The following is a 21,007-nucleotide window of genomic DNA, read 5'->3' on the forward strand; positions in this document are numbered from 1 at the left end:
TTACGAGCGGCGCGCCCGCACCCGGCTCAACGCGTGAGGACGGAGAGCCGGGAAACGGTGGCCGGGTCCAGCGACCCGGTGGCCGCCAAGCCTTGATCGCGCTGATAGGCGGTCACGGCAAGCTTCAGCTGGCTCGAGACGGCGCCATCCGGCCGGCCCTTGTAGTAGCCGAGGCGGCCCAGGACCTTCTGGGCGGCGAGGACGGAGAGGCCGGAGGCGGGGGTTGCGGTGACGCCCAGGGCCGGTTCGAACGCGGCGGCCTGGCTTTCGGCGGCGGCCAGCTGGGTGGCCGGCAGCTTGCCCGCCAGGTCGGTGGCGCTGGCTTTCGCCTCCGGGTCGCCGGCATTGGCCGCGATGCTGAACCACCGATAGGCCTGGGCGAGGTCGCGCGGCACGCCGGACCCCGACTGGTAGAGCAGGCCCAGATTATATTGCGAATCCACCACGCCGTGCTGAGCGGCCTTCTTAAACCATTGGGCGGCGGCGGCGGCGTCCTGCGGCCCGCCCTCGCCGCGGAAATAGTAGAGCGCCAGGTTGTGCATGGCCGGCGGATCGCCGGCCTCGGCGGCGCGCTGGGTCCAGCGGCGGGCCTCGGCGAGGTTCTGGACGACCCCGGCCTGGCCGGTCTCGTAGAGCCGCGCCAGGTAGAGCTGCGCCGGCGCCCAGCTGTCGTCGGCGAGGGTTTTCATATGGGCGAGCGCGCCGGGCTGTTTCGCCTCGACCGCCCGCACGGTTTCCACATAGTCGGTCGCCACCGGATCGGTTCCGGCCGTGGCGGCGGCGGACGCAACGGGCGCCGGCGGAGTCTCTATGGCGGCCGGCGGCGGCGCGGTCGCGTCGCTTCCCGGGCTCAGGGCCAGGGCGGCCCGCGCGGTGCCTTCGATCGCCCGCGCCTCGGGCGCCAGGCGCGCGGCGTGGGGGCCTTCCATCAGGACGACGCCCGCGGCCCCGACGCTGAGGAACGCGGCCCCGCCCGCAACCATCAGGGCGGTCTGCCAGGTGGAGGTCGGACGACCGGGCTTGAGCGCGGCGAACAGTCCGCGGCGCGCGCGGCGCGGCGAGGGTTCGGGCGCATGAACGGTCGCATCGCGGCGCGCCTCGGCCGCGGCGCGCGCCGTGGCGCGGGCCTGCTCGATCACTTCGCGCGTCGAAAGCGACCGTGCGTCCTCGCGGAACTTGGGGGCCTCCAGGTCGAGCGGGTCTTCCTCACGCTCCTGCTCGGAGATCGGCGCGAAGGCGTCGACGGCGGCGAAGTCCTCTTCGTCGAAGGCCGGATTGCCCGGATCGAGCGCCGGCTGGTTGACCGACTCGGCGCGCGAGAAGAGTTCGGCGCCGAACACCATCGGCGTGGCCAGGGCGTCGCTGGCCACGGCCTCGGCCTGGACCGGCGCGGCGGCCGGCTCCGGTTCGCCCGCGTCTTCGACACGGGGCTCGGCGGCCAGTTCAGTGGGCGCCCTACTGAACGGTTCGGGCGTCGGCTCCTCGGGCTGCTGCTCCGCAACCGGTTCGCGGAACGGCAGGGCGATGGGCTCGTCGCGTAGCCGGTCCTGCGCGGCCTCAAGCAGCCGTGCGTTGCGTTCTTCGCTCTGACGGAGGCGTTCGGCCAGGTCGCTGGCGGCGCGCTCGTGGCGCTGCTCGATCCGCTCGGTCACCGCGGCGACCTGCTCGCCCACGTCGTCGATGGCCTGGGCGGCGCGCCGCTCTGACTGGAGGATGCGGTCGGTGAGCCGGTCGGTGATGCGGCCGATCTCGGCTCCGAGGCGCTCCAGCGCCTCGGCGTGAAGCTGGTCGGTGCGTCCCAGGCGGCCTTCCACGGCCCCGGCGATGCGCGCGATCTCCCCGCCCACCTGTTCGATGGCCTCGGCGCTGCGCTGCTCGGCGCTTTGCACGCGCCGGTTCAGGGTTTCGGCCATGCTCAAGACCTCTCGGCCCATGGTCTCAATAGCGCGCGCCGAGCGCTGTTCGACGGCAGCCACCTCGTCGGCCATCTGGCCGAGGCGCACCTCCATCTGCTCGGAGCCGGCGGAGGCGAGCCGGTCGGCGATCTCCGCGCGGGCTTCTTCGACGCGCTGGGTCAGCTGGTCAGCCAGCGCCTCCAGCCGGCGATCCATGTCGCTGCGAACGCTGCCGTCGGCGGCGTGCATACGCTGATCGAGTTGAACAAGCGAATCCCGCAGGCTCTCCAGAGCCTCGCCGGTGCGGGCCTCGGCGTCGGCCATGCGCTGCCCGAGCCGCGTCACGACCTCTTCGATGAGCACCTTGGGGTCGTCGCCGGCCTCGGCCGCGGCCAGTCGGGCCTCCAGCGTCGCCAAGCCCTCGCGGCGGCGTTCCTCGCCGTCGACGACCTGGCCGGCCACGCGGGAGATGGCGTTTTCCAGAGCCCGCAGCGCTTCGGTCGAGCGGGGGCCGGAAACTTCCTCCTCCATGCGCCGTAGCCGTTCGGCGGCGGCGGCCTGTTCGGCGGCGAGCTTCTCGGCGGCGGCGTCCTGGCGGCTGGCCACCGCCAGCTGCTCGCGTTCCGCGGTCTCGAGCCTCGCCATGGCGTGGCGCACGGAGTGCTCCACGCCGGAGATCGCCAGACCCGTCCGCATCTCCGAGGATTCGATGCGGTCAGTCAGCAGATCGAGCGCGAACGCGATCCGTCCCAGGTCATCGGGCCCCGAGGTGCTCGGAGAGGTGGGCATGAAGGACTTCGGCGTTTCGGTCACGGCGCGCTGCGGCCGCGAGCTAAAGTGCGCCTCCGAAGTTACTTCTTCGGGAACATCGTCCTCGAGAATTACCCGGTTCAGCCACTCGCCGAGCGTCATGCCCGAACGGCGGGCAAGCTCCTTGGCGACCTCACGGGCCTTCGGATCGATGCCTTTGACGCTCCATGGCGCCGCCGCCGTCATCGAATCAGCCCCTCCTTGGACTGATCGACGCTAGCACCGTTCCCTAGGGTGTAAATTAGCGCTTAACGCTAGATGTAGTGGTTTGAAGCCTTGAGCTGTGGACGGTTCGGTCCCCGCGAGGGGCGGTGCTTCCGTTCCGAGGGCCCGCCTGCGATATGGCGTCGCAGATGGATCTTCCCCTCACGCTCACGATCGGCGCGGCCTTCCTGGCGTTCGCGGTCTTCGCCGGCTGGCGCGGCGCGCGACCGCCCAATCCGCATCGCGGACCCCGGCTCATGCCCTGGCGCTTCCTCATGCTGCTGGCGGCCGCAGGCCTGCTGGCCATGCTGGTCCACGTTGTGAACCTCCTGGGGATGACCACGGGGCCGAACCGATAGAACGGCGGGCTCGTTACCGCGAGTTCACTGGACTTTCAGCCCGCCGGACCGTGACGTCGCCTCTGCAAAATTGCGGAGCTTGGGACATCGGATGACGCGTAGACTTCTCCTCGGCGCCCTGGCCGTTTCGGCGCTGGGCGCGGCCGCGGGCCTCTCGACGGCGGCTTCCGCCGATGGCGCCGCGCTACGCCCCCTCGACTGCCCCGCGAGCCAGGGCGCGCTGACCCGGACCGCCCGGGCGGCGGACGGCATGAGCTGCGACTACCAAGGCGCCGCCGGTGAAACGGTTCGGCTCAAGCTGGTCGCCCTGGAGGGCCGCTCGGCGTCGGAGGCCATGTCGCCGACCAAGGTCGAGCTGCACACCCTGGTGCCGGTCTACCGCCAGTCCACCGTCTCCGCCGATCGGGACGAGTCCGGCGACCGCGCGGATATCGACCTGCCCTTCTTCCACGTCCACACCGCGGGCGGCCGCGCCGACGTGAAGATGTTCGGCATCAAGGTCCACAGCGAGGGCGAGAACGCCGACGTCAATGTCGGCCACGGCCACAAGCACACGGTGGTCCACGTGGGCGTCAACGGCGCCGAGGTGCTGGCCGAGGATATCGGGCGGACCAACGCCTCCCTGGTCTATGTGCTGGCGGCGGACCGGCGTGCGGCCTCCGGCTACCGCACCGTCGGCTATGTGGCCAAGGGACCGGTCAAGGGCCCGCTGGTGGTTGGTGAGTTCCGCTCCACCCTTCGGCACAACGGCGCCGAAGGCGACCACGGCGACCTCGGACGCCTGATCGACCGCAATGTGAGGGACTAGGCCGCGGCCGGGACCTCGTCCTTCGCCTCCCTCGGCTCCTCGACCTTCTTGGGCCGTTTGGAGAGGCCGGCGACCCCGCCGGACGACAAGAGGCCGACGTCGGCCATCAGCCAGGGGATCGACCACTTCTGGGGGGCGGCGCAATAGCGCGGCTGCCACAGCGGGTCGTACTTGTCCTTGTACCGCCGCACGCCCTGGAAATTGTAAATCTCCTCGCCACGCTCGAAGAGCAGGCGTCCGACCCGCGACATGATCGGGGCCAACGGCCGGTCATCGAGCCCTGCCAGCGGGGCCATACCGAACTCGAAGGCCTCGTAGCCCTGCTCGCGGCCCCAGTTGATCAGCTCGACGAAGAGGTAGTCCATGATGTTGTTGGGCGCGTCGTCGGCATAGCGCATCAGGTCCATGGAAAAGGCGCTGCGCCGGGCCGTGGTCCACAGGGTGGCGAAGGCCATGGGCTTGCCGTCGACGCGGACCAGCGCCACCGGGAACTCCTGCACATAGCCCGGCCAGAAGCCGCCCATCGAAAAGCCCTTCTCGCCGCCCGCGTGGTGGGCCAGCCAATCGTCGGAGATCGCCTGCAGGGTCGGCAGCATGGCGGTGACCGCTTCGCCTTGCAGCACCTCGAAGGTGGCGCCCGCCTCGCCGAGCTTGCGCCAGGCACGGCGCGCCGTGCCGCGCTTGCGGCCGTCCATGGAGAAGGTCTCCAGCGGCACCGCGGCGCTTTCGCCGACCTTCTGGATCGAGAAGCCAAGCTCGACGATCTCCGGCAGATCCTCGGCATTGAGGCCGTGGATGCCTGGGCGCGCGGCGTGGGAGTCGGCAAGCTCGCGGAACCGCCAGAGGAGTTCCTGGCGCTCGTCGCGGCGGCCGACCGGCGCGCCCAGGGCCACCCAGGCGCGGCCGCGAACCCCGAACATCAGGAAACTCTCGCCGGAGCCCGAGAACAGGAAGCGCTTGTCGCCCAGGAGGGCCAGGTTGGAGCCGGGCTCGGCCGCCTCCGCCGTGGCCAGGATCGAGCGGACCCGCTCGAAGTCGGGATCGGTCTCGCCCACCACCGGCGGGGTGGCGGCCGAGACGAAGAGCCGCCAGAGGCCAAAGGCGAAGAGCAGCAGGGCCGCGGCCGCCCAGGCGCGCATGGCCCGCTCGGCGTCGGCGTCGGCCATCACCCGCCACCAGGAGCGGTCGGCGTAGTCGGAATGCTGGAAGGACCACAGGCCGAGCAGGCCCGTCCCCAGCACGGCGCAGGCCGCCGAGAATAGCCATCCGGGGGTGATCTCCATGCGGGTCAGCCGAGAGGTGCGCGGGAAGGCGCCGTGGAAGGGCGCGAGCAGGATCGCCAGCAGCACCAGGGCCGCCGTCTCCTCCCAGTTGAAGCCCTTGAGCAGGGCGAGCGTCGCGGCCAGCAGAAGCGCGCCCATGGTGGCGCCCCAGGCTGCGTCCAGCCGCGCGCGCAGCCCGAAGGCCAGCAGCACCAGGGCCAGGCCCAGGATGCTGGAGAGGAAGTGGCTCGCCTCGATGAGGTAGACCGGGGTGATCTGGATCAGCCGCATGAACCGCACCGGCTCCGACGGCGTCGCGCCCGAGGCCAGAAGCATCACCCCGGCCGCCAGGGTCAGGATGGCGGCCGTCCATGGCGCGAGCGCGAAGGCCGCCGGTCGAAGGTCGTTGAAGAAGCGCATCCAGGCCTGTCGGTCTGCCAAAGGGATCGCGGGTTATAGCCGCAAATCGCGCCCGATCGTCGCTCAAACGTCTGTTTAGTCCCGCTTGCTCTCGCAAGGCGCAACGCTAAGGTGGCCGCCTGTCCTTGAGTGTTGGAGACCGCCATGGCTGATTTCGGCGCCGCCGACCTCGACGCCTTCCGTTCGGAAGTCCGCGCCTGGCTGGAAGCCAGCTATCCGGCCGAGCTGCGCGACCCGGCCGCCAAGACCGACCCCGAGGCCGTCTGGGGCGGCCGCGCCTTCGCAGGATCCGAGGATCCCCAAAGCGTCTGGATGCGCCGCGCCGCCGAGAAGGGCTGGACCGCGCCGACCTGGCCGAAAGAGTACGGCGGCGGAGGACTGAACGCCCAACAGGCGCGCGTGGTCGAGCAGGAAATCGCCGCCGGCCGCTACCGCCCGCCGCTGCTCTCCTTCGGGATCTGGATGCTGGGACCGGTGCTGCTCGAGTACGCCACCGACGCCCAGAAGAAGGAGCACATGCCCCGGATCGTGGGCGGCGAGATCCGCTGGTGCCAGGGCTATTCCGAACCTGGCGCGGGCTCGGACCTCGCGAGCCTCGCCACCAAGTGCGAGGACAAGGGCGACCACTGGCAGATCGACGGCCAGAAGGTGTGGACCAGCTACGCCGACAAGGCCGACTGGTGCTTCTGCCTGGTGCGCACCGACGCCAGCAAGAAGCACGAGGGGATATCCTTCGTGCTGATCGACATGCGGACGCCGGGCGTGGAGACGCGGCCGATCAAGCTGATCTCCGGCGAGAGCCCGTTCTGCGAGACCTTCTTCACCGGCGTGAAGATCCCCAAGGACAACCTGGTCGGCAAGATCAACGGCGGGTGGGAGATCGCCAAACGGCTCCTGCAGTACGAGCGGCAGAACATCTCGGCGGGCTTCGGCGAGGGCGGCAGCGTCGGTGGGGGCGCCTCGGGCGACCTGGGCGATGTGGCCAAGCGCTACGTCGGCGTCGAGGACGGCAAGCTCGCCGACCTCGACCTTCGCCAGCGGATCACGCTCAACAAGATGAACTTCCAGGCCCTGCGGCAAACCATAGGCCGTACGGCGGCGGAGTCGCGGGCGGCCAACGGGCCGAGCGCGGCGACCTCGATCATCAAATATGCGGCGGCCGAGTTCGCCAAGGAGCGCTCCGAGCTGATGGTCGAGGCCATGGGCGGCCAGGGCCTGGGCTGGGAGGGCGAGGTCTTCAGCCCGGCGGAGACCGCCGCGGTGCACGGCTGGCTGCGCGCCAAGGCCAATTCGATCGAGGGCGGCACCTCGGAGATCAATCTGAACGTGGTCTCCAAGCGGGTGTTGGGCCTGCCCGATCCCAAGTAGGGCGACAGCGGCGGCGTTCTATTTCGAGCGGCGCCGGGACTTTTGATTTTTAGGACTGAGAATTTCGATGGCGGATTTTGGCGGCGACGTTGAGGCCTTCCGGGCCGAGGCCCGGGCGTGGCTGGGGACGAACTTTCCCAAGGGCCTAGCGAAGGACCCGATGGGTCAGCTCGCCAAGCTGCAGGCGCGGCCGGAAAGTCCCGAGGCCAAGGCCTGGCGGCTCGCCCTGGGCGCCAAGGGCTGGGGCGCGCCCACCTGGCCCAAGGAGGTCGGTGGCGGCGGCCTGAGCCGCGCCGAGGCCAAGGTGCTGGCCGAGGAGATGGCCGCGATCGGCGCCCGCAGCCCGATCGGCGGCATGGGCATCTCGTTCTTCGGCCCGACGCTCATGGAGTACGGCTCCGAGGCGCTGAAGAAAGAGCACTTCCCCGGCATCGTGAACGGCGAGGTGTGGTGGTGCCAAGGCTACTCCGAACCGGGCGCCGGGTCGGACCTGGCGGGCCTGCAAACCCGGGCCGTGGACATGGGCGATCACTTCCTCGTAAATGGTTCAAAAATATGGACTTCTGGCGCGCAGCATGCCGACCGTTGCTATTGCCTGGTGCGGACCGACACGGCCAAGAAGCATGAGGGCATCAGCTTCCTGCTGATCGACATGAAGGCGCCGGGCGTCGAGGTGCGGCCGATCCTGCTGATCAACGGCGCCTCGCCGTTCTGCGAGACCTTCTTCACCGATGTGAAGGTGCCCAAGGACCAGCTGTTCGGGCCCCTGAACGGCGGCTGGACGATCGCCAAGCGGCTGATGCAGTTCGAGCGGGACTCGATCGCGGGCTCCCTCGGCGCGGGCAATATCGGCCAGACCGTGGCCATGCCGACGATCCCGGAGGCGGCCAAGGCCGCGCTGGGCGTGGAGGAGGACGGCCGGCTCGCCGATGCGGATCTGCGGCGGCGGATCACCGACCACCTGATGGAGAACCGCGCCTTCCAGCTGACCATGAAGCGGGCGGCCGACGACGCGCGGTCTTCCAACGGGCCGTCGAACACCGCGGCGATCATGAAGTACGCCGGCGCCAAGATCGCCCACGAGCGCAACGAGCTGATGATCGAGGCTTTCGGGCTGAACGGCCTGGGCTGGGAGGGCGAGGCCTATTCCGAGGCGCAGCTGGCGGCCGTGCGCTCGTGGTTGCGGTCCAAGGCCAATTCGATCGAGGGCGGCACTTCGGAGATCAATCTGAACGTCGTCTCCAAGCGGGTGCTGGGCCTTCCGGATCCCAAGTAAGCGGAGACTCCAAACCCGCGCGTTTCCGTGCTAGAATTTTTCTAAAGTATTGAAAATATAAGATATTAGGGAGATTTCGAGATGGCCGACTTCGGTGGTTCCGATCTGGACGCCTTCCGCGCCGAGGCGCGCGACTGGCTCGAGGCCAATTTCCCCAAGTCGCTGGCGAACCAGCCGATGGCGATGATCCCCGGCGCCGAAGGCCTGACCGAGGACGGCAAGCTCTGGAAGCAGAGGATGGCCGACAAGGGTTGGGGCGCGCCGACCTGGCCGACGGAATACGGCGGCGGCGGGCTCTCGGGCGCCGAGGCCCGCGTGCTGCTGCAGGAGATGGCGCGGGTCGGGGCGGAGAACCCGGTGGCCGGCATGGGCACCTCGATGTTCGGCCCGACGCTGCTGGAATACGGCACCGAGGCGCAGAAGAAGCGGCATATCCCGCCGATCGTCCGCGGCGAGCTGCGCTGGTGCCAGGGCTATTCCGAGCCGGGCGCCGGCTCGGACCTCGCAAGTCTTCAGACGAAGTGCGAAGACGCCGGAGATCACTGGAAAATAAATGGCCAGAAGATTTGGACAAGTGGCGCACAGCATGCCGACTGGTGTTTCTGTCTGGTCCGCACAGATACTTCGAAGAAGCATGAAGGTATCAGCTTTGTATTGATAGACATGCATCAGCCGGGGGTGGAGACGCGGCCGATCAAGCTGATCGCCGGCAATTCGCCCTTCTGCGAGACCTTCTTCACCGACGCGCGGGCCGAGAAGGACGACATGGTCGGGCCGCTGAACGGCGGCTGGACGGTGGGCAAGCGCCTCTTGCAGCATGAACGCTCCGGCCAGGGCGGCGCGCGGATGATGGGCGGCGCCAGCGTGCTCGACTTGGCCAAGAAGTATGTCGGCCTCGACGAGAAGGGCCGGATCGCCGACGCAGACCTGCGGACCCGGCTCACCCGGCACCTGATCGACGCCAAGGCCCACGCGCTGACCATGCAGCGCGCCGTGGTCGAGGCGAAGGGCAACATCAACCCCAGCGCCACCACCTCGGTGATGAAGAACTCCGGGACCTGGATCGGCCAGGAGAAGGCCGAGCTGACGCTGGAGATCATGGGGACCCAGGGGCTCGGCTGGGAGGGCGATGCGTTCGCCAAGGACGAGCGCGAGGCGGTCAGGACCTGGCTCTCGGGCAAGGCCACGACGATCTTCGGCGGTAGCCAGGAGATCCAGTCGAACATCGTCTCCAAGCGGATCCTGGGGCTGCCCGACACGACGCAGAACGGCTAGCGCGGAGGACCGACCATGGCGGATTTCGGCGGCGCGGACCTCGACGCCTTCCGGGCGGAGACGCGGGAATGGCTGGAGGCGAACTTCCCGGACTCGCTGCGGCGCGACGCGAGCGCCGTGGCCGAAACCGAGATGAGCGCCGAGAAGCCCACCGGCGAGGTGGCGCTCTGGAAGGACCGCATGGGCGCCAAGGGGTTCGGCACGCCGACCTGGCCGAAAGCCTATGGCGGGGCGGGCCTCTCCCGCGCCGAGGCCAAGGTGCTGGGCGAGGAGATGGCCCGGATCGGCGCCCCCAATCCGATCGGCGGCATGGGCGTGATCATGTTCGGTCCGACGCTGCTGGAATACGGCACCGAAGAACAGCTGCAGCGGCACATCCCGCCGATCGTCAAGGGCGAGCTGCGCTGGTGCCAGGGGTTCTCCGAACCCGGCGCCGGATCGGACCTCGCCGGCCTGCAGACCAAGGCCGTCGACATGGGCGACCACTGGCTGGTGAGCGGGTCGAAAATTTGGACGAGCGGGGCGCACCTGGCCGACTGGTGCTTCTGCCTGGTGCGCACCGACCAGACCAAGAAGCATGAGGGGATCAGCTTCCTTCTGATCGACATGCGCAGCCCGGGCGTCGAGGCGCGGCCGATCCTGCTGATCAACGGCACGACGCCCTTTTGCGAGACCTTCTTCACCGACGTGAAGGTGCCCAAGGAAAACCTGATGGGGCCGCTGAACGGCGGCTGGACCATCGCCAAGCGGCTGTTGCAGCACGAGCGCCAGGGGATCTCCGGCGCCAACGCCCAGCCGGGCGCGGCGGGACCGGGCGTCGTGCCGGGGCCGGCGCTGGAAGACCTCGCCAGGGACTATGTGGGCATGGACGACAACGGGCGCCTCGCCGATCCAGACCTGCGCACGCGGCTGACCCGGCACCTGATGGAGGCCCGGGCCTTCCAGCTCACCGGGCAGCGGGCGGCGGCGGAGACCCGGTCGAACTCAGGGCCGAGCGCGGTCTCCTCGGTGCTGAAGAACGTCGGCTCCCAAGTGCGCCAGGAGAGGGCCGAGCTCGCCGTCGAGATCCTGGGCGCCCAGGGCCTGGGCTGGACCGGTGAGGCCTTCAGCCGCGACGAGATCCTGACCACCCGGGCGTGGCTGCGCGGCAAGTCCGGGACCATCGCCGGCGGGTCCCAGGAGATCCAGTACAACATCATCTCCAAGCGCATCCTCGGTTTGCCGGAGGTGACGCAGAAAGGCTAACTCACAGCGCTCATCCCCGCGAAGGCGGGGACCCAGGGGGATAGCATCTGCCCGATTGAGCGGTTCGGTATGCGCGTCGTCCTCGGCTGTGTTCTGATGGCGCTACCTTCGCCACGCCCGACCAGAGGCTCGCCCATCCTATGCCGGTGGTCGAGATCTTGGTCGAATACGCCTGATCTTAGCGAGCCGCTTGACCGTCGCGCCTGAGCCCGACGCGCGTTGGCTTGTAGACGCCGCTTGGCGTTCGCAGCACCCGCCGAACAGCTTCGTCTTCTCGTACGAAAATCCCCTTGGAGGCAATGATCAGCGGTCTGCCTGCAACGGCAGGGTCGGTGAAGAAGACCTTGCCCCAGAGGGTTGCGTAGACGCTTCCACAAATCGGGCAGACCTTCGACCTTCCCTCACTCGAGAGAAACCCCGGCGCATGGGCCTCGTGGATGGTCGCCCAATCAGGCAAGGCTCGACCATCGACGAACACTTGGCCAAGCGCCACCTTGTGGTAGTCGATCAGATCCTCGATCTGCACTAGCCAATCCCTGGAAACCAACAGGACTTGGAAATCGCAGGTCCAGGTCACCTCGTCTGGGCCGCGGGGCGCGTGCGAAAGATGAACGTCGATCGCTCCGACGCGCGCATCCACGTGCACGCCCCCATCTGGCGCTTTGCAGCACCAATGGGGCCAGGGGATGACCTCATGGTCATAGACCATCGACGGATATGCGCCACGGTCTAGCGGAATGCAGCGCGGTGTTCGGACTGCGTACCATAGCCATCTGTCGCTCACCGCCTTCTCCGTACGAGGCACCTAGGATGCCCCGCTAGTTCGGGGGTGGCTTTGCGACTGCGCCGGCTTTGGACGCCCCCGGAAGCTTCGAACTGATATTCGTTCCATAGGTTTCATCGTCGGGGTTGCGTGCCGTTGTGCCGCGCCGTGTGCACTCAGTGGCGGGTGGCGTCTGCAATCTGCAAACGCAACGCTAGCTTGGCAGATTGCGAATGTGGTGGGGAACTATCCGGTTGACGTACCAAGCCCCAAGGGGTAGTGTTTGGTCATTGAAGGACCAGACCGATGACCAGCCGCAAGACCAACCTCGCCAGCCCGATCTATCACGACGACGACGCGGCTCGGGCGCACCTCGAAAGCCTGCTCTGGCCCCACGGTCCCGTGTGCCCGCGCTGCGGGGTCACGGAAGATAGGATCACGAAGCTCGGCGGCAAGAGCACCAGGCCCGGCGTCTACAAGTGCAAGGATTGCCGCAAGCCGTTCTCGGTGACGGTCGGCACGGTGATGGAGCGCAGCCATATCCCGCTGCACAAGTGGGTTCTCGCCGCTCACTTCATGGCCGCCAGCAAGAAGGGCATGAGCGCCCTCCAGCTTCAGCGGATGATGGGCCTCGCTAGCTATGAGAGCGCGTGGTTCCTGTTCCACCGGCTGCGGGAGTGCCCCAAGTCCACCACTCCGCGCGGCCCGATGGGCGGCGAAGGCAAGACGGTTGAGGCAGACGAGACCTACGTTGGCGGCAAGCTCAGCAACATGCACTCCAAGAAGCGCCCGCCGCGCGACGTGGCCATGGACCGCAAGCACAAGATCGTCACGCTGGTTGAGCGGGACGGCGAGGCCCGCTCCTTCCATGTGGCCAGCGTCACGGCGCGGACCATCCGCAACGTGCTGGTGACCAACGTCAGCCGCAAATCGGACCTGCGGACGGACGGCTCGAATATCTACCTCGGCGTCGGCGCCGAGTTCGCCAGCCATGCTTGGACCGACCACGCCAGCGGCGAATACGTTCGCCCCGGCGCCGTGCATTCGAACACTGCCGAGAGCTACTTCGCCATCCTCAAGCGCGGCGTGTACGGCTCGTTTCACAGCATCAGCGAGGCGCACATGCACCGCTATTTGGTCGAGTTCGATTTCAGGTATTCGACCCGCAAATGGTCAGACGCTGAACGTGCAGAGGAACTACTGAGAGGCGCCAAGGGGAAGCGTCTCCAGTACCGACAGCCTGCGGAAGCCACGTACGCGTAAGCAGAAGGCTAAGCGTCTGCTCGCGCTGAGAAAACGGGTCACGAAAGTGTGAGAACAATGAGAGAACCCGGCGAGTCCGACTCGCCGGGCGCTCTGCTACAGCTAGGCTTGTCTGTCCGCCAGCCCCGCAAAGAACGGCGGTATCAGACTAACCCTCGAAGGACTCGCCTAGCCATGAACACCCTACCGCCGCCCTCGGGCGATGAACAGAAGAAGATCGCCGCTTGGACGGTTTGCCAAGTAGTCCAGGGCCTCCCGCCGCGGGACTGGCGCATCGACGCTTTCGGGCACCTCATCCGGCGTACGGACTACGGCGTACTTAGCGAGTACGGATGGGAGATCGATCACGCCCATCCGAGCGCGCTCGGCGGCGCTGACGCACCGCCCAACCTCCGCGCGCTGCACTGGCGCAAGAACCGGGAGCTTGGCGGTCATCTCGGGAACGCCATCAATGCCCTCGGTGATCGGCCCATGACTGCGCCTCGCAATATGTTCGGGTCCAGCTTCGGCTTCGGATCCCGTCGCAGCTAGGCGCCAGCACCTGGGCGCGGGCCCTGTTCCGCGCCCTTGTCTTTACTGCGGTCGCGCTTCTTGCGCGGCTGTGGCGGCGTTTTTAGCGCGTGCAGCAACATTGCGTCGCGGCGGTGGTCGGCCTCCCCGGCCTTCGGTTGGTCGCGCTCTTTCATGGGAGCAGAATAGCATGACTGCCGATCCAGACGACCCCGACGATAAACCATCATTCTTGCCGGCTGATCACCTAGCCGCCATCGGTCGGATCGCCAACGCCTGGGCCTACCTGGAGTTTGCAATCGACAACACGACATGGCAGCTCGCGGGCGTCCCTGACATGGTGGGCGCATGCATGACCGCCCAGATGTTTTCGATCCAGCCAAAGATGAGGGCGTTGATCTCGCTGGCCGAACTGCGGGGCATTAGCGCAGCGACTCTTTCTCGCCTGAGAAAGTTCAATGGCGACCGCATCGGCGGCCTTCAGGAGGCTCGCAACAGATCCGTGCATGACACACGGGTGATGCATACCCGAACTGGCAAGGTCACCCGACTTCAGGTCACCGCACATGGGCCGCTCGTCTTCGGCTTCCAGTTTGAGCCTATTGCCGAACTTCACAAAATCAGAAAGCGCGTTGAGCAGGCGGTGCAGGAGTATTTGGGGCTGCGCGATGAGCTGTTAGCTGAGTTTCGCGCATTGCCCGAAAAATCCGGGCGACAGCTTGACAATATACGTCCTGGTCACGGGGATTCCTGATCTCTCCCCACATCTCGCACAGCTCATCCTTTCCCGCCGTGATCATCTCAGGCGTGATTTCAATCTCAGCAGAGGGCACATCCTTGGTATCCAAAGTCTATCCCTAGTGGCTGGTACGTCAACCGGATAGTTCCCATGTGGTGCCTAGAACAAAATGAGAACGAATATCTGTGCCAGCCTGAAGCTGCAGCGGTTCGGATGGCTCATGGAAACGCACACCGCTACGGCTCGCGCCTGAGGAATGCAGCGATCGTCCGACCGCTGGGACGGGCGGCTACTGTCTGCCGTTTTCCCGCATCCCGAGCGTCCTTAGCGTGACGCCGAGAAGCGCCGCCGCGTCAGCGACGCTCAAATTGAGCTTGCGGCGCGTTGCGCGCAACTGCGCCGGCAGCAGGTCGCGTTGCTCGCGTCGGAATTCAGATCTACTCGCCCGCCATGCCACCGGCACGCCCGGCGCCAAAAAGGCTACATTGCCGAGGTGTTTTGTGTTTGAAATGCTTCCGTTCCCCAGGGTTCGGCTGGCTAGATGCCGCAACGAAAAAAGCCTGGGTCCCACCTTCGCGGGGATGAGCGGATTTTGAAATTGAACGACGGATTTCGAGGAGCGGATTTGAATGGCTGATTTTGGCGGTACGGACCTCGAGGGCTTTCGCGCCGAGGCGCGGGAGTGGATCGCGGCCAATTTCCCCGCCGGGCTGAAGGGCCGCGCGAACCCGATGATGCGAGAAGAGCGCGCCAAGCCCGACGCCGACCAGGACGCCTGGCGCATCGCCATGGGGGCCAAGGGCTGGGGCGTGCCGACCTGGCCCGCGGCCTATGGCGGCGGCGGTCTTTCGCCGGCCGAGGGCCGCGTCGTGCAGCAGGAGCTGAACCGCGCCGGCGCCTACAACCCGATCGGCGGCATGGGCGTGATGATGTTCGGCCCGACGCTGCTGGAATACGGCACCGAGGCGCAGAAGCAGGAGCACATCCCGCCGATCGTCCGCGGCGAGATCGCCTGGTGCCAGGGCTTCTCCGAACCGGGCGCCGGATCGGACCTCGCGTCCCTGCAGACCAAGGCGGTCGACAAGGGCGATCACTTTGAAATCAATGGGCAAAAAATTTGGACGAGCGGCGCACAATACGCCGATTGGTGCTTCTGCCTGGTCCGTACAGACACCTCGAAAAAGCATGAGGGCATCTCCTTCGTGCTCTTCACCATGCATCAGCCGGGGGTCGAGGTCCGGCCGATCCCGCTGATCGCCGGGTCGTCGCCGTTCTGCGAGACCTTCTTCACCGACGCGCGGGCCGAGAAGAAGGACCTGGTCGGGCCGCTGAACGGCGGCTGGACGATCGCCAAGCGCCTGTTGCAGCACGAGCGGTCGGGCCTCACCGGGGCGGGCGGCGGGCTGGGCGGCGGCGGCAAGCCGCTGGAGCAGCTCGCCAAGGACTATGTCGGCGTCGACGCCAAGGGCCGGATCGCCGACAGCGACCTCAGAACCCGGCTGATCAACAACGCCATCAACTGGCGCGCTTTCCAGCAGACCGCCATCCGCGCGATGATGGAATCCAAGGGCAACGCCGGCCCCTCCAGCGCCACCTCGATCATGAAGAACGCCGGCACCCAGCTGATCCAGGAGCGCCACGAGATGACGCTGGAGATCATGGGCCACCAGGGCCTGGGCTGGGAGGGCGACGAATTCACCAAGGACGAGCTGGAGGCCGTGCGCGGCTGGCTGTTCGGCAAGGCCTTCACGATCTTCGGCGGCTCCCAGGAGGTGCAGTCGAACATCGTCTCCAAGCGCATCCTGGGCCTGCCGGACCTGACGCAGAACCACTGAACCCGATTTCAAGAACAACGCGAATTTCACGAGGAAAACCAAGATGGCCGTTCTGAGCGAAGAACAGAGCATGCTGCGCGACGCAGCCAAGAGCTGGGTGCAGGAAAAGTCCCCGGTCACCGCCTTCCGCAAGATGCGCGATTCAGGCGCCGAGCTGGGCTACGACGCCGCGGCCTGGAACGAGATGGCCGAGATGGGCTGGGCGGGCGTGATCATCCCCGAGGAATATGGCGGCTCGAACTTCGGCTACCTGTCGCTCGGCCTGATCCTCGAGGAGCTCGGCCGCACCCTCACCGCCTCCCCGCTGCTGTCGTCGGGCCTGGCCGCGGCCTCGGCCCTGATCCTCGGCGGTTCGGACGCGCAGAAGTCGACCTGGCTGCCGAAGATCGCCGAGGGCACGGCGGTCGGCGCGCTCGCCATCGACGAGGGCGCGCACCACGCGCCCGACAAGGTCACGGCGACCTTCAAGGGCGGCAAGCTCTCCGGCAAGAAGACCTTCGTGCTGGAAGGCATGGCGGCCGACCTGCTGGTGGTCTCGGCCAAGGGCCCCGACGGGATCGGCCTCTATCTGGTGAAGGGCGACGATGCGGGCGTCAGCCGCACGCGCCTGGCGCTCGCCGACAGCCGCGGCGCCGCCAACATCGAGTTCAAGGACGCCGCCGCCGAGCCGCTGACCGGCGGGGCGGAGCTCCTCGAAAAGGTGCTCGACCGGGCCCGCGCCGGCGTCGCCGCCGAGATGCTGGGCTCCGCCGTCCAGGCCTTCGAGACCACGCTGGATTACCTCAAGGTCCGCGTGCAGTTCGGCCAGGTGATCGGCTCCTTCCAGGCCCTGCAGCACCGCGCGGCCAAGATGTTCACCGACCTGGAGCTCTCCCGCTCGGCCGTGGAAGCCGCGCTGGCCGCCATCGACGCCGACAGCCCCGACGTCCCGGAGCTGGTGAGCCTGTCCAAGGCCAAGATGGGCGACACCTTCCACCTGGTCTCCAACGAGATGGTCCAGATGCACGGCGGCATCGGCATGACCGACGCCCACGACGCAGGCTTCTACCTGAAGCGGGCGCGCGCGGCCGAGGCGGCGTTCGGCAACCAGGCGTTCCACAGGGATCGGTACGCGAAGATCCAGGGGTACTAGGACGCTGCGCTTCGAGCCGCGCGGGGCGCGGCTCGGGCCGTGATGAGTTGGGAAGCCCTGCTGGCGGAGACGCCGGTGGGGTTTTTCTTTAGGACGGACTGAAGCCGCGGCGAGGTCCGTATCCGACCCGCTGCAGACGGAAGCTGAACTGTCAGCTACGCTCAGGCGGCGACACGCGGAGAACAACGGGGGATGAGATCCATGAGGCGAACACAAATCGCGCTGGCCGGCCTTGCGATCGTGGCGGGCCTGGGGTTGATCTTCGCAAATATCGCCGCCGGGAAACTGCTGGTGATCGCCGGCGGCATCGCGCTGGCCCTGCTGGTCGCCGCCGGCCGCAAGGGCCGCGCGCACCAAGGCTAGCTCGCCAACGGCCGTTCCGACCGGGACCGCCACACGCCGGCGGGGGTCCTGAGCGGGCCTACGCGCCGTGGGACAACCAGCGCTGCGAGTGAAGCGGCTCAGGCTCGCCCCGCCGCCCCTTCGGCGCGCAGCTTGATCACGTGCAGCACGGCGCGGTGGAAATCGTTGAAGAACACCCCGCCCCACCAGGCGCAGTAGGCGTTGATCGGGGTGCGCAGGCGGTAGCGGGTGGTCAGCGTCAGGCGGGTCGATCCGTTGGGCAGGGGATCGAGGCGATAGTCGCCGTCGCTCAGCCACAGATAGCCGCTCTGCACATTGATGTTGCGCTCGATGGCGAGCGGCACGGAGTCCGGCGCAAAGCGGAACCGCCAGGCGAGGCTGCGATCCTGGTCCCAGTGGGTGATGACCTCCTGGAAATGGACGCCGCCGGTCCAGGCGAGCTGGCGCACGGCGCCGGGGCCCTGGCCGTCCAGCCGGGCCGAGACCGGCCTCGGCACGCCGACCACGTTGTGGCTGAAGGTGGCGATCCGTTCGGCCGGCGCGATGGCCGGGATCGCGACCGTGCGCCGCCAGACCACCTCCGGCGGGGCGGCGATGTCGATCACGCTGGTCACCTGTTCGGTGACGCGCGGATAGGCGTCCTGCGGCTCGACGGGGATGCCGACGAGGGGCGCGGCGATGATCGCCAGGCAGAGCGTCCGCCCGACAGAGCCCCGCGCCAGCATTCCCCCGAGCAGGCCGCCGGCTATGCCCACGGCGTAGAACAGCGGCGCGGCCATCATGACGCAGAGCGAGCCTTCCCGCAGGATCGCGAAGGAGACGAGCAGCATCCAGGAGATCACCAGGGCGCTCATGAAGATGTGACGCCACGCCCCGCCGCGGCCGTGCGGATCGTCCAGCCGCACCGCGATCAGGCAGGCGCCGAGCGGCGCGCCGATGACGAAGGAGATCACCACGGTTCCGGAGTCGGGCCGAAACCAATGGACGAGGCCATAGAGCACGAGCGCGTAGGCGAGCGCGAGGGCCGGGCCGATCAGCCAGTACCGGCGGTCGTAGGGGCGGACGGGCGGGTCGCCCTCAGGGGTCGGTTCCATGTCAGCTCTGGCAGACCCCGCGCTCGGCAACTTCCCGTGGCCGCGATGCGACCGGTTCGGCGAAGGCGCTCCTGACGCGGGATTGGAGCTTCGGCGGCCGTTCCGGTCAAGGACGAGCGCGGACGCCTGGGGCTCTCGGGGCCCTTCTCGCGCAAGGGGCGAAGGAGGCGCAGTGGGTCCGGGGCGAGGCGGCTGGGGTATCAGGGTCCTTCTCCCCTTGCGGGAGAAGGTGGGCCCCGAAGGGGGTCGGATGAGGGGTCGCAGGGCCCATCCGGGGGCCGTTAGCACTTCTGGATTTTCGCGGTGGAGGGCGCGGTGCGACCCCTCATCCGTCGGCTGCGCCGACACCTTCTCCCGCAAGAGGCGAAGGGAGTATGTTCGCTTTTTGTTCTAGTTTCCAGCGTTTCGGTGTATCCTGACGCCATGCGTTACTTCCTGCACGACGGGCATCCGGACGACGGGTGGGTTCCGGAGATGGAGCACACGGGCGGCCGGAAGGAGAGCCAGTATCATCCGCGCCTGGCGGCGATCATCCTGGCGCGGCTGAGCCGGGGGGAGACGATCAAACGGATCTGCGCCGATGCGGCGATGCCGTCGGCGGCGACCCTGCACCGGTGGCGCCACATGCATCCGAAGTTCGGCGGCCGCTACCAGCAGATGCTGGACGAGCGGGCGGCGCACCGGCGGCTGCACGCGCGGCTGCGGCGCGAGCGGTGGCTGGAGTGGGCAGCGATCGAGGCGAAGTTCGGCCGGCGGCGCACGCGTTCCTGGGTCTCGGGCCAGCGCAGCACCTATGAGCGGGGCTGGGCGGAGCGGTTCTGCGCCCGGGTGGCGAAGGGAGAGGCGGTCTATCGGATCTGCGCCGATCCGCAGATGCCGTCGCAGAAGGCGGTCTATGGCTGGCTGAAGCGCCAGCCGGAGTTCACGGCGATGTACACCGAGGCCAAGCGCGACGCCGTGCGCTGGCTGGCGTTCCTGGCGGACCTGAAGGCTGACGAGGCGATCGACGGCCTCCCCTCGCGCGCGGCGTTCACGGCGATCAAGCGGCAGGTGGCGCGGATCGAGGGGCGCGCGGGGCGGCTGGCGGCCAAGACCTATCGCTGAGCCCGCGGCTCCGGACCGGCGGCAGTCGGTCGCAGGGGGCGTTCATCAATCGCCAAGACGCCCGGGCGCTAGTGGCGCGGACCGGAACCTTTCCGGCCGTGGAGACGACATGGCGGACGGCGGCGATACCTCTGAACGGGCCCTCGTCGCGGCGTGCGGCGTGGGAGACATCGTGGTGCGGGCCGACGCCCGGGGCTTCATTCTCTACATCTCCGACAGCTGCCGCGCCTTCGGCTACGAACCCGCGGAGATCGTCGGCCAGCACGGCGCCTTCCTGGTGCATCCGGACGACCTGGCGCGGTTCGCCGACAACAGCGCGCGGCTGTTCGAGCGTGTCGCGCCCGGCCAGCGGGTGAACCGCGAGTTCCGCTATCGCCGGAAGGACGGGACCTGGGCCTGGCTCGAAGGCCATCCGACCATCCTGCCGTCCTTCGACGGGCGGCTGGGCGACGTGCTCAACGTGTTTTGCGACGTGACCGCCCGCCGCGAGATGAGCGAGGCCCTGAAGACGCAGGCCCGGCTCGCCCGCACGCGGCCGGCCTGACGCGAGGCGGCCAAGCTTCCATTCGCCCCGTTCCGGCCCATCTAGAAGGCTGACCCGGCGCTTTTCGGGGGGCCTCGGAGCGCCCGGTGCACGGCCTGATCTATGCCCTGGCGGCCCTCGCCCTTGCGATCGTGCTGTGCCCGGCCGCGGTGTGGGCCGTGCGCTATGCGAAGCGGCGGCGCGGCGGGGCGATCTTCATGACCGGGCTCCTGCTGATCTTCGGCATGAACATGCAGATCACGCCCCCGCCCCCGCCGCAGACCGAATATGTGCAGCGCCAGGCGCCGGACGACGAACCCAAGGTCTGACGCGCGGCTGCCTCAGGCCTTCGCCAGGCGCCGGCGGTTGGCGCGCACCTTGCGGCGGTAGCCGGCGACGGCGCGGGTGGGGGCGAGGTGTCCCTGGCCGGCCAGCAGGCTGGTCAGCACCTGGGCCTGGGTCTCGGCGGCGGCGCGCAGCTTTTCAGCGACCATGAGCTGGACTTCGGCCGTGGCGGCGGGGCCGCCGGCGGCGAACTTCAGCATCCGCAGCGCGATCACGCCCTGCGCCTCCGCGCCCAGCCAGAGGCTGTCGAGGCCGAGACGGAGTAAGGGGTTGCCGCGACGGCTCATCGCCGATCTCCAACGCAGGAAGGGCGCCTCTGGCCAACGGGCGGCGGCGGGCGGCGTTCCCTGGCGGCCCGGACGCCGGCTGGAGCCGATCCGCCGGTCCGCGCGTTTCGCAGGTCACGCTCCCGTT

General features: G+C 68.1%; 20 protein-coding genes. 15 read left to right on the plus strand and 5 right to left on the minus strand.

What is annotated here, in order from left to right; all coding sequences use genetic code 11:
* Nucleotides 1-26 precede the first annotated feature (26 nt).
* The gene (locus ACESMY_RS16960) at nt 27-2,891 is read right to left on the minus strand and encodes a peptidoglycan-binding protein (protein WP_372785796.1); all 2,865 of its coding nucleotides are present in this window, start codon (nt 2,889-2,891) and stop codon (nt 27-29) included.
* A 167-nt stretch (nt 2,892-3,058) separates the two neighbouring features.
* On the opposite strand from ACESMY_RS16960, the gene ACESMY_RS16965 reads away from it, so the two are divergent.
* Nucleotides 3,059-3,268 (plus strand): hypothetical protein, encoded by a 210-nt coding sequence (locus ACESMY_RS16965; RefSeq protein WP_372785797.1) that lies wholly within the window; start codon nt 3,059-3,061, stop codon nt 3,266-3,268.
* A 91-nt stretch (nt 3,269-3,359) separates the two neighbouring features.
* On the plus strand, nt 3,360-4,076 hold the full coding sequence (locus ACESMY_RS16970) for a hypothetical protein (RefSeq protein WP_372785798.1): 717 nt from the start codon (nt 3,360-3,362) through the stop codon (nt 4,074-4,076).
* Here the strand turns inward: ACESMY_RS16970 and ACESMY_RS16975 are convergent.
* Nucleotides 4,073-5,758 carry a GNAT family N-acetyltransferase gene (locus ACESMY_RS16975; protein ID WP_372785799.1) on the minus strand — a complete coding sequence of 562 codons (1,686 nt, stop codon included), beginning with the start codon at nt 5,756-5,758 and terminating at the stop codon, nt 4,073-4,075. The genes ACESMY_RS16970 and ACESMY_RS16975 overlap by 4 nt on opposite strands.
* A gap of 144 nt (nt 5,759-5,902) precedes the next feature.
* On the opposite strand from ACESMY_RS16975, the gene ACESMY_RS16980 reads away from it, so the two are divergent.
* The 4 genes from ACESMY_RS16980 (at nt 5,903) to ACESMY_RS16995 (ending at nt 10,922) form a co-directional block, all read left to right on the plus strand.
* Nucleotides 5,903-7,126 carry an acyl-CoA dehydrogenase family protein gene (locus ACESMY_RS16980; RefSeq protein WP_372785800.1) on the plus strand — a complete coding sequence of 408 codons (1,224 nt, stop codon included), beginning with the start codon at nt 5,903-5,905 and terminating at the stop codon, nt 7,124-7,126.
* 67 nt (nt 7,127-7,193) lie between these two features.
* Entirely contained in the window at nt 7,194-8,402 is a 1,209-nt protein-coding gene (locus ACESMY_RS16985) for an acyl-CoA dehydrogenase family protein (RefSeq protein ID WP_372785801.1), read from the plus strand.
* A gap of 81 nt (nt 8,403-8,483) precedes the next feature.
* On the plus strand, nt 8,484-9,677 hold the full coding sequence (locus tag ACESMY_RS16990; protein ID WP_372785802.1) for an acyl-CoA dehydrogenase family protein: 1,194 nt from the start codon (nt 8,484-8,486) through the stop codon (nt 9,675-9,677).
* Between the two features lie 15 nt (nt 9,678-9,692).
* Nucleotides 9,693-10,922: an acyl-CoA dehydrogenase family protein gene (locus ACESMY_RS16995; RefSeq protein ID WP_372785803.1), complete on the plus strand. Its 1,230-nt coding sequence runs from the start codon at nt 9,693-9,695 to the stop codon at nt 10,920-10,922.
* A gap of 178 nt (nt 10,923-11,100) precedes the next feature.
* Here ACESMY_RS16995 and ACESMY_RS17000 read toward each other — a convergent pair whose 3' ends face one another.
* Nucleotides 11,101-11,562 carry a hypothetical protein gene (locus ACESMY_RS17000; protein WP_372785804.1) on the minus strand — a complete coding sequence of 154 codons (462 nt, stop codon included), beginning with the start codon at nt 11,560-11,562 and terminating at the stop codon, nt 11,101-11,103.
* 429 nt (nt 11,563-11,991) lie between these two features.
* Here ACESMY_RS17000 and ACESMY_RS17005 point away from each other — a divergent pair, with 429 nt between their 5' ends.
* The 6 genes from ACESMY_RS17005 (at nt 11,992) to ACESMY_RS17030 (ending at nt 17,527) form a co-directional block, all read left to right on the plus strand.
* Nucleotides 11,992-12,948: an IS1595 family transposase gene (locus ACESMY_RS17005; RefSeq protein WP_372785805.1), complete on the plus strand. Its 957-nt coding sequence runs from the start codon at nt 11,992-11,994 to the stop codon at nt 12,946-12,948.
* Between the two features lie 174 nt (nt 12,949-13,122).
* Nucleotides 13,123-13,479, plus strand: coding sequence for an HNH endonuclease signature motif containing protein (locus ACESMY_RS17010; protein WP_372785806.1), 357 nt, complete (start codon nt 13,123-13,125; stop codon nt 13,477-13,479).
* A 169-nt stretch (nt 13,480-13,648) separates the two neighbouring features.
* Nucleotides 13,649-14,212, plus strand: coding sequence for a hypothetical protein (locus ACESMY_RS17015; protein WP_372785807.1), 564 nt, complete (start codon nt 13,649-13,651; stop codon nt 14,210-14,212).
* 614 nt (nt 14,213-14,826) lie between these two features.
* A complete protein-coding gene (locus ACESMY_RS17020; RefSeq protein WP_372785809.1) occupies nt 14,827-16,032 on the plus strand; it encodes an acyl-CoA dehydrogenase family protein in 1,206 nt (401 codons plus the stop codon).
* A 43-nt stretch (nt 16,033-16,075) separates the two neighbouring features.
* On the plus strand, nt 16,076-17,164 hold the full coding sequence (locus tag ACESMY_RS17025) for an acyl-CoA dehydrogenase family protein (protein ID WP_372785810.1): 1,089 nt from the start codon (nt 16,076-16,078) through the stop codon (nt 17,162-17,164).
* A 201-nt stretch (nt 17,165-17,365) separates the two neighbouring features.
* Nucleotides 17,366-17,527, plus strand: a complete 162-nt coding sequence (locus tag ACESMY_RS17030; RefSeq protein ID WP_372785811.1) for a hypothetical protein — start codon at nt 17,366-17,368, stop codon at nt 17,525-17,527.
* 98 nt (nt 17,528-17,625) lie between these two features.
* On the opposite strand, the gene ACESMY_RS17035 is transcribed toward ACESMY_RS17030, so the two are convergent.
* A complete protein-coding gene (locus tag ACESMY_RS17035; protein WP_372785812.1) occupies nt 17,626-18,621 on the minus strand; it encodes a hypothetical protein in 996 nt (331 codons plus the stop codon).
* A 423-nt stretch (nt 18,622-19,044) separates the two neighbouring features.
* Between ACESMY_RS17035 and ACESMY_RS17040 the strand changes: the two genes are divergently transcribed.
* From ACESMY_RS17040 to ACESMY_RS17050, 3 genes are all read left to right on the plus strand, one after another.
* The gene (locus ACESMY_RS17040) at nt 19,045-19,725 is read left to right on the plus strand and encodes a hypothetical protein (protein WP_372785813.1); all 681 of its coding nucleotides are present in this window, start codon (nt 19,045-19,047) and stop codon (nt 19,723-19,725) included.
* A gap of 109 nt (nt 19,726-19,834) precedes the next feature.
* Entirely contained in the window at nt 19,835-20,269 is a 435-nt protein-coding gene (locus tag ACESMY_RS17045; RefSeq protein ID WP_372785814.1) for a PAS domain-containing protein, read from the plus strand.
* 86 nt (nt 20,270-20,355) lie between these two features.
* A complete protein-coding gene (locus tag ACESMY_RS17050; protein ID WP_372785815.1) occupies nt 20,356-20,577 on the plus strand; it encodes a hypothetical protein in 222 nt (73 codons plus the stop codon).
* Nucleotides 20,578-20,589: 12 nt separating this feature from the next.
* Here the strand turns inward: ACESMY_RS17050 and ACESMY_RS17055 are convergent, their stop codons facing one another.
* Nucleotides 20,590-20,880, minus strand: coding sequence for a hypothetical protein (locus ACESMY_RS17055; RefSeq protein WP_372785816.1), 291 nt, complete (start codon nt 20,878-20,880; stop codon nt 20,590-20,592).
* Nucleotides 20,881-21,007: the final 127 nt, after the last annotated feature.

Origin of the sequence: Phenylobacterium sp. (assembly GCF_041691455.1) — a bacterium.
Classification (GTDB): domain Bacteria; phylum Pseudomonadota; class Alphaproteobacteria; order Caulobacterales; family Caulobacteraceae; genus Phenylobacterium.